Origin of the sequence: Bradyrhizobium sp. Mp27 (assembly GCF_029953005.1) — a bacterium.
Taxonomy (GTDB): Bacteria; Pseudomonadota; Alphaproteobacteria; order Rhizobiales; family Xanthobacteraceae; genus Bradyrhizobium; species Bradyrhizobium barranii.
In genome coordinates, this window is record NZ_JASAUS010000014.1 from 17,578 (window position 1) to 29,315 (window position 11,738).

The 11,738-nt window shown below is 65.9% G+C and carries 11 protein-coding genes; 7 read left to right on the forward strand and 4 right to left on the reverse strand.

Features of this window, described 5'->3' with window-relative positions:
* Positions 1-113 precede the first annotated feature (113 nt).
* A complete protein-coding gene (gene dnaK / locus QJT78_RS11085; RefSeq protein ID WP_028148797.1) occupies positions 114-2,015 on the reverse strand; it encodes a molecular chaperone DnaK in 1,902 nt (633 codons plus the stop codon).
* Between the two features lie 393 nt (positions 2,016-2,408).
* On the opposite strand from dnaK, the gene QJT78_RS11090 reads away from it, so the two are divergent.
* Complete coding sequence (locus QJT78_RS11090) at positions 2,409-3,350, forward strand: hypothetical protein (RefSeq protein ID WP_038944008.1); 942 nt, start codon at positions 2,409-2,411, stop codon at positions 3,348-3,350.
* A gap of 113 nt (positions 3,351-3,463) precedes the next feature.
* On the forward strand, positions 3,464-4,186 hold the full coding sequence (gene pncA, locus QJT78_RS11095) for a bifunctional nicotinamidase/pyrazinamidase (RefSeq protein ID WP_028148795.1): 723 nt from the start codon (positions 3,464-3,466) through the stop codon (positions 4,184-4,186).
* Positions 4,187-4,257: 71 nt separating this feature from the next.
* On the opposite strand, the gene grpE is transcribed toward pncA, so the two are convergent.
* Both grpE and hrcA read right to left on the reverse strand, forming a co-directional pair.
* Positions 4,258-4,863, reverse strand: a complete 606-nt coding sequence (grpE, locus tag QJT78_RS11100) for a nucleotide exchange factor GrpE (RefSeq protein WP_028148794.1) — start codon at positions 4,861-4,863, stop codon at positions 4,258-4,260.
* A 96-nt stretch (positions 4,864-4,959) separates the two neighbouring features.
* Positions 4,960-6,048, reverse strand: coding sequence for a heat-inducible transcriptional repressor HrcA (gene hrcA / locus QJT78_RS11105; protein WP_028148793.1), 1,089 nt, complete (start codon positions 6,046-6,048; stop codon positions 4,960-4,962).
* Between the two features lie 168 nt (positions 6,049-6,216).
* On the opposite strand from hrcA, the gene rph reads away from it, so the two are divergent.
* Genes rph through hemW form a run of 3 tightly spaced genes read left to right on the forward strand, consistent with a single transcriptional unit; the run spans position 6,217 to position 8,718 of the window.
* Positions 6,217-6,930, forward strand: coding sequence for a ribonuclease PH (gene rph, locus QJT78_RS11110; RefSeq protein WP_028148792.1), 714 nt, complete (start codon positions 6,217-6,219; stop codon positions 6,928-6,930).
* A gap of 11 nt (positions 6,931-6,941) precedes the next feature.
* A complete protein-coding gene (gene rdgB / locus QJT78_RS11115; protein ID WP_028148791.1) occupies positions 6,942-7,577 on the forward strand; it encodes an RdgB/HAM1 family non-canonical purine NTP pyrophosphatase in 636 nt (211 codons plus the stop codon).
* Positions 7,564-8,718 carry a radical SAM family heme chaperone HemW gene (hemW, locus tag QJT78_RS11120; RefSeq protein ID WP_028148790.1) on the forward strand — a complete coding sequence of 385 codons (1,155 nt, stop codon included), beginning with the start codon at positions 7,564-7,566 and terminating at the stop codon, positions 8,716-8,718. Before rdgB ends, hemW begins: the two co-directional genes overlap by 14 nt.
* A gap of 99 nt (positions 8,719-8,817) precedes the next feature.
* On the opposite strand, the gene QJT78_RS11125 is transcribed toward hemW, so the two are convergent.
* Positions 8,818-10,056: a penicillin-binding protein activator gene (locus tag QJT78_RS11125; RefSeq protein ID WP_281460231.1), complete on the reverse strand. Its 1,239-nt coding sequence runs from the start codon at positions 10,054-10,056 to the stop codon at positions 8,818-8,820.
* Between the two features lie 339 nt (positions 10,057-10,395).
* On the opposite strand from QJT78_RS11125, the gene rsmI reads away from it, so the two are divergent.
* Positions 10,396-11,346 carry a 16S rRNA (cytidine(1402)-2'-O)-methyltransferase gene (gene rsmI, locus QJT78_RS11130; RefSeq protein WP_028148788.1) on the forward strand — a complete coding sequence of 317 codons (951 nt, stop codon included), beginning with the start codon at positions 10,396-10,398 and terminating at the stop codon, positions 11,344-11,346.
* On the forward strand, positions 11,333-11,731 hold the full coding sequence (locus QJT78_RS11135; RefSeq protein ID WP_028148787.1) for a YraN family protein: 399 nt from the start codon (positions 11,333-11,335) through the stop codon (positions 11,729-11,731). The genes rsmI and QJT78_RS11135 overlap by 14 nt, the downstream gene beginning before the upstream one ends.
* Positions 11,732-11,738 lie beyond the last annotated feature (7 nt).

The following is an 11,738-nucleotide window of genomic DNA, read 5'->3' on the forward strand; positions in this document are numbered from 1 at the left end:
CGATCGTAACGGGCATCCCGCCCGTCGAGCCCGACACGACGGCCTCCCCCCTGAGGGGGGAGGCCAGTGCAGCGTGTGGGGTGCAAGCCGTCCGCATCATGACCCTCGCGGGCTTATGCGGACTTCTTGTTGTTCTTGTCGTCGTCGACTTCGGTGAATTCCGCGTCGACGACGTCGTCCTTGGCCGCATCCTTCTTGGCGTCGGCCTCGGCCTGCTGCTTGTACATGGCCTCGCCGAGCTTCATCGAAGCCTGAGCCAGCGTCTGGGTCTTGGCCTTGATCGCCTCGGCATCGTCGCCCTTCAGCGCTTCCTTGAGGTCGCTGACGGCATCCTCGATCGCGCGGCGCTCGGGCTCGGCGACCTTCGAACCGTGCTCGGCCAGAGCCTTCTCGGTGGAGTGCACCAGGCCATCCGCCTCGTTCTTGGCGGTGACGGCCTCGCGGCGCTTCTTGTCCGCCTCGGCGTTGGCCTCGGCGTCCTTGACCATCTTCTCGATGTCGGCTTCCGACAGGCCGCCGGAGGCCTGGATGCGGATCTGCTGCTCCTTGGCCGTGGCCTTGTCCTTGGCCGAGACGTTGACGATGCCGTTGGCGTCGATGTCGAAGGTCACCTCGATCTGCGGCATGCCGCGCGGAGCCGGCGGAATGCCCATCAGGTCGAACTGGCCGAGCATCTTGTTGTCGGCCGCCATTTCACGCTCGCCCTGGAAGACGCGGATGGTGACCGCGTTCTGGTTGTCCTCGGCGGTCGAGAACACCTGGCTCTTCTTGGTCGGGATCGTGGTGTTGCGGTCGATGATGCGGGTGAACACGCCGCCCAGCGTCTCGATGCCCAGCGACAGCGGGGTCACGTCGAGCAGCAGCACGTCCTTGACGTCGCCCTGGAGCACGCCGGCCTGGATCGCGGCACCGATCGCCACGACTTCGTCCGGGTTGACGCCCTTGTGCGGCTCCTTGCCGAACAGCTGCTTCACGACTTCCTGGACCTTCGGCATGCGCGACATGCCGCCGACCAGAACGACTTCGCCGATCTCACCGGCGGTGACGCCGGCGTCCTTCAGCGCCTTGCGGCAGGGCTCGACCGTCTTCTGGACGAGATCGTCGACCAGCGCCTCGAACTTGGCGCGGGTGAGCTTCATCGTCAGATGCTTGGGGCCGGTCTGGTCCGCGGTGATGAAGGGCAGGTTGATCTCGGTCTGCGTCGTCGACGACAGCTCGATCTTGGCCTTTTCAGCGGCTTCCTTAAGGCGCTGCAACGCGAGCTTGTCGTTGCGCAGGTTGATGCCCTGCTCCTTCTGGAACTCGTCGGCCAGATAACCCACGAGGCGCATGTCGAAGTCTTCGCCGCCGAGGAAGGTGTCGCCGTTGGTCGACTTCACCTCGAACACGCCGTCGCCGATTTCGAGAATGGAGATATCGAACGTGCCGCCGCCGAGATCGTACACGGCGATCGTGCCGGTCTTGGTCTTGTCCAGACCATAGGCGAGCGCGGCCGCGGTCGGCTCGTTGATGATGCGCAGCACTTCAAGGCCCGCGATCTTGCCGGCGTCCTTGGTCGCCTGGCGCTGGGCGTCGTTGAAGTAAGCGGGAACGGTGATGACGGCCTGGTCGACCTTCTGGCCGAGATGGGCCTCCGCGGTCTCCTTCATTTTTTGCAGGATGAACGCAGACACCTGCGAGGGCGAGTAGGTCTGGCCGTCGGCCTCGACCCAGGCGTCGCCGTTGGAAGCCTTCACGATCTTGTACGGAACGAGCTTCTTGTCCTTCTCGACCATCGGGTCGTCGTAGCGGCGGCCGATGAGGCGCTTCACTGCGAAGAACGTACGCTCGGGATTGGTAACGGCCTGGCGCTTGGCAGGCTGGCCGACGAGGCGCTCACCGTCGTCCGTCACAGCGACGATCGAAGGCGTCGTGCGCATGCCTTCGGAATTCTCGATGACTTTGGCGTTCTTGCCATCCATCACGGCGACGCACGAATTCGTGGTGCCGAGGTCGATCCCAATGACCTTTCCCATGGTCCTGATATCCTTGTTTTTGCGGCAGGTTGGCTGGGCCCAAGAGGCACCCGCTCCAAACCCCTAAGATCAAACATCCGCGATATTGCGATGGTTGACGCTCATATAGGAGGGGGGGAGGGGCCCGCAAGGACCGAACGCAAGTTTCGGCCATGAAAACATTGGGTTTTGGAAGATCTATCCGGGCTCAACCGCCCTTGCGGGTGAGGAATTATTAACAGGTTCAGGCGTCAGCCGGCCCCCGCCACCGTGATCTGCCCCGCCCTGTTACCGGCGGGCCAAACCCGTTAAAAGGCGGGCGGCCGGACCGCCGCCATCAAGGCGGCTTTGCGCGACAAAGCGGCCCAACGGCCGACCATCGAACGGCCTCAATGTGAACCAATCAGAGTGCCCATGAAGCTCATTCGCCCCCTCGCCGCGCTCGCCGTCCTCGTCGCCACGGCGCTTCCGGCCCTTGCGGCCGATGCCGTTTTCCCGCCCGGCTTGCGCCTCGGCATGGTGCCGCTGGTTGGCCTGAGCACGGCCAAGACGTTTCCGGGCTTCGAGAGCGAGGACGGCAGCGTCAAGGTGCTGATCACCGAGCTGCCGCCGGCGGCCTATGGCGAGGTCGTGAGCGCCTTCAATTCCAATCCCGGCGGCACCGCCGGCGTCAAGCAGGACAAGATCGAGACCCCCGCGGGTCTTGCTTATTTCACCATGGAAAGCGGCAAGGCCGGCGAGACGCCGGTGAAGCGCTACTCGATGATCGTGCCGGGCGCCGGCTTCTCCGGCTATGTCGCGGTGCAGATCCCGGAGAACGCGACCAAGATCTACACCGACGAGGCGGTGCGGCAAATGTTTGCGAGCGCCGTAACCCGCAAGCAGGTCTCGGCCGAAGAGCAGATCGCGCTGATGCCGTTCAAGATCACCGATCTCGCCGACTTCAAGGACATCCGCACGCTGGCGCCGGGCTCCAGCATCATCCTGGCCGACGGCAACGAGAGCGCAGGCTATGAGTCGAAGCCGTTCATGATCCTCGGCTTGATCGGCGCCACCCCGCAGCAGGCCGACGATCGCGCCCGCTTCGCCCAGGAGGCGGCGCTGCAGATCCCCGGCGTGCGCGAGTCGCGCGTCACCATGTCCGAGCCGATCCGCATCAACGGCCAGCAGGGTTTCGAGACCCGGATCGACGGCGTCAGCGGCAAGGGCAAGACGCCCGTGACCGTGGTGCAGTGGATTCGCTTCTCGAGCGGCGGCGCCTCGCTGCGCATCATCGCCAGCGCCCCGCGCGACCAGTGGTCGGCCGCCTTCACCCGCTTCCGCGCCGTGCGCGACGGCATCCAGCCCAAGGGTTAGTCTCAAGGGTTAGCCCAAGCGCTGGACAGAACCGGCTGCATTTTCGGGCTTCTGTTCGTATACGAACGGAACTAGGCTTCCTCCCATTGGATTATCCCGGAGGGAGGCGAACGATGCTTGATCGACGACAAATCCTCGCGGCGCTTGGGACAAGCGCTCTCGTAGCCCTTGCTCCAACCGCGCTCCTTGCGGCCGCATCGATCAAGCCGGACGATGCCTCCGTGCTGCTCGTGATCGACGTGCAAAACTGCTTCCTGCCTGGCGGCAGCCTCGCCGTGAAGGAAGGCGAGCAGGTCGTTCCCGTCATCAACAAGATGGCGAAAGCCTTTGCGAACGTGGTGATGACCCAGGACTGGCACACGCCGGGCCACATTTCGTTTGCGTCAGTGCACTCCGGCAAGAAGCCGTTCGAGACCGTCGATCTCCCCTACGGCAAGCAGGTGCTGTGGCCCGACCATTGCGTGCAGGGCACCGACGGCGCCGCGCTGTCGAAGGACCTCGCGATCCCGCATGCCGAGCTCATCATCCGCAAGGGTTTTCACAAGGACGTCGACAGCTATTCGGCCTTCCTGGAAGCCGACGGCAAGACCTCGACCGGCCTCGCCGGTTACCTGAAGGGCCGCAAGATCAAGCGTGTCTTCGTCGCCGGCCTCGCGACAGACTTCTGCGTCGCCTGGACCGCGCTCGATGCGCGCAAGGCGGGCTTCGAGGTTTATGTGGTGGAGGACGCCTGCCGCGGCATCGACACGCAGGGTTCGCTGGCAAAAGCCTGGGCCGACATGGCCAAGGCCGGCGTGAAGCGGATTCAGTCCGCGGATATCGCGGTGAGCGCCTAAGATAGCAATCGGTCGTTCTGGGGCGATGCAAAGCATCGAACCCGGAATGACGCCAAGGCTTGGTTAGCCGCTCAGTTCACTTCGTTGCTGTTCGCAGCCGGCGCAGCCTTGGTGCCGCCCTTGGCGACACCGACCAGCGCCGGGCGCAGCACGCGCTCGCCGATGGTGTAGCCGGCCTGCATGACCTGCACGACGGTGCCCGCAGGCACCGACGCATCCGGCACCTCGTACATCGCCTGCTGGAAGTTCGGGTCGAACTTCTGGCCCTGCGGATCGAACTTCTTCACGCCGTGCTTTTCCAGCGCGTTGAGCAGCGAGCGCTCGGTGAGCTCGACGCCCTCGATCAGCGAGGTCAGGCCCGGATCGGCCGCGGCACGGGCCTCGGCCGGAACGGCATCGAGCGCACGCTGGAGATTGTCGGCGATGTCGAGCACGTCGCGGGCAAAGCCGGTGATGCCGTAGAGGCGGGCGTCGGCGACCTCCTTGGTGGTGCGCTTGCGCAGATTTTCCATCTCGGCCAGCGTCCGCAGCATGCGGTCACGCGCCTCGGCGGCTTCCTTCTGCAACAGCTCGACCGAGCCGGGCTCCGGATCGTCGGGCATGATGTAGGGTTTTGACACCACGGGCTCGTCGGTCTGTGGGGTCGTGTCGTCGGGCTGCCGGTCTCGATCGGTCATCGGCTCTCTTCTCGAACTCGTCTCAAGGGATTGTTGGCCCGGATATCGTGCCTAAGCTCACGAAAATCAAGCGCCCGTGATCGAAGGAAACGCCGATCAGCCCCCCAGGAGGCGGCTGACGATGCGCGCGGCGTAGTCCACGGTCGGGATCACGCGGGCATAATTCAGCCGCGTCGGCCCGATCACGCCCAAAACGCCGACGATGTGGCCGGCGGCATCCCGATAGGGTGAGATGATGGTGGAGGAGCCTGACAAGGAAAACAGTTTGTTCTCCGAACCGATGAAGATCCGCACGCCCTCGGCGGTCTCGGCGCGCCCCAGAAGGTCGATCACGCCGCGCTTGGTCTCGAGATCGTCGAACAACAGGCGAACGCGCTCCAGATCCTCCAGCGCGTGCAGATCCTCGAGCAGGTTGGCGTGGCCGCGAACGATCAGCTGGCGGTCCTCGTTCTCGCCGCCGGACCAGCTCGCAATGCCGGCCGAAATCACCTTTTGCGTCAGCTGATCGAGCTCGGCACGGGCTTCGCCGAGCGCGGTTTCGAGCTCGAGCCGCGCCTCGGCCAGCGTGCGGCCGCGGATCCGCGCATTGAGGAAATTACCGGCTTCCGTGAGCGCCGAGGAGGGAACTCCCGGCGGCAGCGACAGCACGCGGTTTTCGACCTGACCGTCCTCGCCGACCAGGATCACCAGCGCTTTCTCCGGTTCCAGCCGAACGAATTCGATGTGTTTCAGCCGCACATTGGATTTCGGGGTCAGCACGACCGCTGCGGCGCGGGTGAGACCGGACAGCCGCGTCAGCGCCTGGTCCAGCGCCGCCTCGACCGATTGCGCCTGACCGACGGAGGTGAGCTGGCTCTGGATCGACTGCCGCTCGGCATCATTGAGGTCGCCGACCTGCATCAAGGCGTCGACGAAGAAGCGTAAGCCGAGTTCCGTCGGCAATCGGCCGGCGGAGGTGTGGGGCGCATAGATCAGGCCGAGCTGTTCCAGGTCGGCCATGACATTGCGAACCGAGGCCGGCGACAGCGGCATCGCGATCAGCCGCGAAATATTGCGCGAGCCAACCGGCTCGCCGGTCGCGAGATAGCTTTCGACAATTTGACGAAAGATGTCGCGGGAACGCTCGTTGAGCTGGGCGAGGCCTGCGCGCGGCGCGATCAGATGGATCGGATCGTGATGGGCCACAGACGGTAACTCCTCTCAGACGCTTATAATTTGTCCATCCCGGAGGGTTCTGACAAGCGTGGCGTTTGCGGGGTGGAAAACCCGGGGTGAAAAAGCCTTGCCGCCCACCCTCACCCCACCTACAAGCACCGCGAATAGCCCTTTTCCGAGAGTTTTGGAGGATTTCCCATGCGGCCAAGCCGCCGTGCGCCCGACGAATTGCGCCCCGTGACGCTGGAGCGCGGCGTGGTCAAATATGCGGAAGGCTCCTGCCTGGTGAAATTCGGCGACACCCATGTGCTGGTCACCGCCACGCTGGAAGACCGCCTGCCGCCGTGGCTGAAGGGCCAGGGCCGCGGCTGGGTCACCGCCGAATACGGCATGCTGCCGCGCGCGACCTCCGAACGCACCCGCCGCGAGGCCTCCGCGGGCAAGCAAAGCGGCCGTACAGTCGAGATTCAGCGCCTGATCGGCCGCTCGCTTCGCACCATCGTCGATCTCGAAGCACTCGGTGAGCGCCAGATCACGGTCGATTGCGACGTGCTCCAGGCCGACGGCGGCACGCGCACGGCCTCGATCACCGGCGCCTGGGTCGCGCTCGCCGATTGCATCAACTGGATGAAGGCGCGCAACATGATCAAGGCCAAGGTGCTGCGCGACAACGTCGCCGCGATCTCCTGCGGCATCTACAACGGCACGCCCGTGCTCGACCTCGACTATGCCGAGGATTCGGAAGCCCAGACCGACGCCAATTTCGTCATGACCGGCGACGGCCGCATCATCGAGGTGCAGGGCACCGCGGAACGCGAACCGTTCACGCAGGACGAGTTCCTCGCGCTGATGGCGCTGGCCCAGAAGGGTATCGCGCGGCTCGTGGACTTGCAGAAACTGGCTGTGGCGTAGTCAATAGGCCCATGCACCGCCGAATCACCGGAAAGCTCGTCATCGCGACCCACAATCCCGGCAAGCTCGCCGAGATGAAGGAGTTGCTCGCGCCTTACGGCATCGAGGCGGTGTCGGCCGGTGAGCTCGGCCTGCCCGAGCCCAACGAGACCGGCAACGATTTCCGCAGCAACGCCGCGATCAAGGCGATCGCGGCGGCGCAGGCGACCAAGCTCCCCTCCTTCGCCGACGATTCCGGCATCGTGGTCGACGCGCTCGACGGCGCGCCCGGCATCTACAGCGCGCGCTGGGCCGGTCCAGCCAAGGATTTTGCCGCGGCGATGGCGCAGATCGAGCGCCTGTTGCAGGAGCGCGGCGCCACCACGCCGGACAAGCGCACCGCGCATTTCGTTTCCGCGCTCTGCGTCGCTTGGCCCGACGATCATCTCGAAGAGGTCGAGGCGCGCGTCGACGGCACCTTGGTCTGGCCGCCGCGCGGCACCGCCGGCTTCGGTTATGATCCGATGTTCCTGCCCAATGGCCACGATCGCACCTTCGGCGAGATGACCAGCATCGAGAAGCACGGCCTGCCGCCGCTTGGCCTCGGCCTGTCGCATCGCGCCCGCGCCTTCGTGAAACTGGCGGAGATCTGCCTTGAGCCGCGCTAAGCAAGCTTTCGGCGTCTATGTGCACTGGCCGTTCTGCCTGTCGAAGTGCCCCTATTGCGACTTCAACAGCCACGTCCGCCACGCTGCGATCGACGAGGCGCGCTTCGCTTCAGCTTTCGCGAGGGAGATCGAAACGACCGCGCAGCGTGCGCCCGGCCGTGAAGTCACCTCGATCTTCCTCGGCGGCGGCACGCCGTCGCTGATGCAGCCGGCAACCGTCGGCGCGGTGCTCGATGCCGTCGGCAAGCACTGGACTGTCGCAAGCGATGTCGAGGTCACGCTGGAGGCAAACCCGACCAGCGTCGAAGCCACGCGCTTTGCCGGCTATCGCTCAGCCGGCGTCAACCGCGTCTCGCTCGGCGTGCAAGCACTCGACGATGCCTCGCTGAAAGCGCTCGGCCGGATGCACAGCGCCCGCGAAGCGCTCGACGCGGTCGCCATCGCCCGCCGTTCGTTCGACCGTTATTCGTTCGACCTGATCTACGCCCGCCCCGACCAGACACCGGCGATGTGGGCCGACGAGCTGCGCCTCGCGATCGACGAAGCCGCCGAGCATCTGTCGCTCTATCAGCTCACGATCGAGGAAGGCACGCCGTTCTTCGGCCTGCACCAGGCCGGCAAATTGAAGACGCCGGACGAAACGGTCGCGCGCGCGCTCTACGATGTCACGCAGGAAACCTGCGACAAGCTCGGCCTGCCCGCCTACGAGATTTCAAATCACGCGCGGCGCGGCGCCGAGTGCCGGCACAATCTGGTGTACTGGCGCGGCGAGGAATATGCCGGCATCGGCCCCGGTGCCCATGGCCGCCTCGATATCGACGGGATCAGGCACGCCACCGCCACCGAGAAGCGCCCCGAAGCCTGGCTGATGCGGGTCGAGACCAACGGCCACGGCAACGTCACCGACGATCTCCTCAACAGCGAGGAGCGCGCCGACGAATTTTTGCTGATGGGGTTGCGTCTCGCCGAGGGCATCGACCCCGAGCGCTACAGCGCGCTGTCGGGCCGCCCGCTCGATCCCAAGCGCATCGCGCTGTTGCGCGAGGAGGGCGCGATCATCGTGGATGCGACGGGGCGCTTGCGCGTGACGAGCAGCGGATTTCCGGTGCTTGATGCAGTGGTCGCGGATCTGGCGGCATAGCGAGTTGCCGTAGCCCGGATGGAGCGCAGCGTAATCCAGGGTTGTGCGAGTTGAGAGACCGGTCCCGGATTGCGCTGCGCTCCATCCGGGCTACGAAGATTACGCCCCAAAACTCTTCGGCGAGCCCGCGACCGCCACGCCACCACCCGTCGTCACCTTCATCACGGCGAGGCCGCGCTCGTTGGTGCCATCGGCGCGGAAGCGGAACAGGCCGTCGATGCCGGCGAAGCCGGAAGGGTTGGTGAGCACGTCCGGCGAGAAGCGCGTCGGGCCCTGCGTGCGCGCCAGCGCGGCGACGAGGGCGACCGCGTCATAGGCGAGCGTCGCGGTGCGGATCGGCTCGGCGCCGTATTTGGTACGGTAGCGGCCGGAGAAGGCGCGGAAGCCGGCCGGGTCCGGCGCGGCGTAGAGACCGCCTTGCAAGTTCGCATTGGCATAGACGCGCGGATTGTCCCACAGGCCGGTGCCGAGCAGCTGGATGTTGCGCAAATTCGCTCCTGCGGCCGTCATCGCATCGGCCACCGCGACGACGGCATCGCCGTCATCGGCGATGAACAGCGCATCCGCGCTGCCGAGCTGCTGCGCCACGGTGCGCGCCGGCGTCGCGCGATCGGCGCCGTATTTCTCGAAGGCGACAATGCGGCCGCCGCGCCGCGGCACCGCCGCCTTCACCGCGGCCTCGACGACATTGCCATAGGCGTTGTCGGGCACGAGCACCGCGACCGAGCGCTTTCCGATGCCGGCGGAATATTCGACGATGCGGTTGACGTCGGACGCCGGCAGGAAGGAGAGCAGAAAGACGCCGCGGCCGGCGATGCTGGAATCGGTCGAGAACGCGATCACCGAGATGCCGCGCGCACGCGCGACCTGCGCCACCGCCGGCACCGATTGCGCAAACAGCGGGCCCAAAATGATCTCGGCGCCTTCGTCGACTGCCTGCTGCGCACCCGCCTGCGCGCCTTGCGGGCTGCCGTTGTCGTCCTTGATCAGGAGCTGGATGTTGGGATTCTGGAACTCGGCCAGCGCCATCTCGGCGGCGTTGCGCATCGACTGCGCGGCGAGGCCGGCATTGCCGGCGGCCGAGAGCGGCAGGATCACGGCAACCTTCACTCCGCCGCTGCCGGCGGTGGTGGTGGCCTGTTGCGGCGGTCCGGCCGGCTGAGCCGGGGCCGGGGAGGAGCTGCTGAACGGGTTGGAGAACTGGCTGAGACTCTGCTGCACGCCGGCGCAGGCCGACAGCAAGGGGGCGCCGAGTAACAGGCCGAGTGCGCTTCGCCGGGTCGCCCCCGATAATCGGAAGCCCTGAACGGGAGATTTAGGATCGCGCGGGCCCAGCATCACAACTTCTCTTCTAACCGGCCGTCGGCCGGCCGGTCACAACATTCTTTCCACGACACAAGCCGCGGATTCAGGCATATTGTCGGCAAATAGTTAACTAAAACAAAAGGATAATGACCACTTAACGCGGCCGCACCTCAAGCCCTGGCTAGCTGTCCACCATCCGTCACCCGCATCAAGGCGGCGTTTCCGCCGCGAATATGGCGCCGACGCTTCATTCCCTCTGCAATGTGATGCCGGATGGATCACATTCCAGTCCTTCCTCACCCCTGACCTGGCGCGATCTTTTTCCGAGGACCGGTTCCCAGCCCCGGGGATCATGCCTAAGTTCGATTCATTATGCGCGCAAAGCCGAGCCCGATAAATACACCTGAAACGACGGATCCCGCCTCGCGCGGTTTCTCCATCGACGCCCATCGGCTGACGGCGCCGAAGGCGGCGCCGGGCCTCCATCTGGTCGCGACCCCCATCGGCAATCTCGGCGACATCACGCTGCGCGCGCTTCAGACGCTCGCCGGAGTCGACGTCATCGCCTGCGAGGACACCCGCATCACGCGGCGCCTGACCGAGCGATACGCGATCACGGCGCAGCTCAAGCAATATCACGAGCACAACGCGGAAGCGGCGCGTCCGAGGATCCTGGAGGCGCTGGGGCAGGGCGGTTCGATCGCGCTGGTGTCGGATGCCGGCACGCCGCTGATCTCCGACCCCGGTTTCAAGCTGGTGCGCGAGGTCTGCGCGGCCGGCCATGCGGTCTACGCGCTGCCCGGCCCGTCCTCGGTGCTGGCCGCGCTGTCCGTCGCCGCATTGCCGACTGACCGCTTCTTCTTCGAGGGCTTTCTGCCGGCGAAATCCGCCGCGCGAAAGTCGCGCCTTGCGGAGCTCGCCCGCATCGATGCGACGCTGGTGATGTTCGACTCCGGCAACCGCGTCCAGGACACGCTCGCCGAGCTCGCCGAGATCATGGGGACGCGCGAAGCCGCGATCTGCCGCGAATTGACGAAACTGCACGAGGAGATTTCGCGCGCGCCGCTGCAGGAGCTGGCACGCGGAGCGGACACGCTGGAGACGCGCGGCGAATTCGTGCTGGTGATCGCGCCGCCTGCGGCGGACGCGGAGCTGCTGACCTCGGATGCGCTCGACGGTCTGCTGCGCGAGCAGCTTGCCGCGCACAGCGTCAAGGATGCCGTCGCGCATGCGGTCGCGCTCTCGGGCCGGCCGCGCCGCGAGGTCTATGCCCGCGCGCTCGAGCTCGCAAAGGACCTGAGGGACGGCGATGGCGAAGACTGAGGGCGCGGAACCGAAAGCCGCCTCGCCCGAACGCGTCGCCGCGTTCCGCACCGGCATCTCCGCGGAGAGCCGCGCCGCCGCCTATCTCATGGCCAAGGGCTACCGCATCCTCGCCAGGCGCTACCGCACCCCACATGGCGAGATCGACATCGTGGCGCGCCGCCGCAACCTGATCGCCTTCGTCGAGGTCAAGGCCCGCACTACGCTGGATGACGCCGCCTTCGCCGTGACCCCGCGCCAACAGCAGCGCATCATCGACGCCGCGCAAGGCTGGCTCGTGGCGCATCCCGAGCATGCCGAATTCGAACTGCGATTCGACGCCATGCTGATTGCGCCGCGCTCACTTCCGCGCCATGTGTTGGCGGCATTCGACGCCTCGACCTGAAAGGCAG

What these genes read in the sequence shown, in the direction of transcription:
- QJT78_RS11135 (WP_028148787.1), top strand. Translation starts at nt 11,333, where the DNA reads ATGGCGAAGACTGAGGGCGCGGAACCGAAAGCCGCCTCGCCCGAACGC.
- rsmI (WP_028148788.1), top strand. Translation starts at nt 10,396, where the DNA reads ATGCGCGCAAAGCCGAGCCCGATAAATACACCTGAAACGACGGATCCC.
- rdgB (WP_028148791.1), top strand. Translation starts at nt 6,942, where the DNA reads ATGCACCGCCGAATCACCGGAAAGCTCGTCATCGCGACCCACAATCCC.
- rph (WP_028148792.1), top strand. Translation starts at nt 6,217, where the DNA reads ATGCGGCCAAGCCGCCGTGCGCCCGACGAATTGCGCCCCGTGACGCTG.
- grpE (WP_028148794.1), bottom strand. Translation starts at nt 4,863, where the DNA reads ATGACCGATCGAGACCGGCAGCCCGACGACACGACCCCACAGACCGAC.
- QJT78_RS11125 (WP_281460231.1), bottom strand. Translation starts at nt 10,056, where the DNA reads ATGCTGGGCCCGCGCGATCCTAAATCTCCCGTTCAGGGCTTCCGATTA.
- QJT78_RS11090 (WP_038944008.1), top strand. Translation starts at nt 2,409, where the DNA reads ATGAAGCTCATTCGCCCCCTCGCCGCGCTCGCCGTCCTCGTCGCCACG.
- pncA (WP_028148795.1), top strand. Translation starts at nt 3,464, where the DNA reads ATGCTTGATCGACGACAAATCCTCGCGGCGCTTGGGACAAGCGCTCTC.
- dnaK (WP_028148797.1), bottom strand. Translation starts at nt 2,015, where the DNA reads ATGGGAAAGGTCATTGGGATCGACCTCGGCACCACGAATTCGTGCGTC.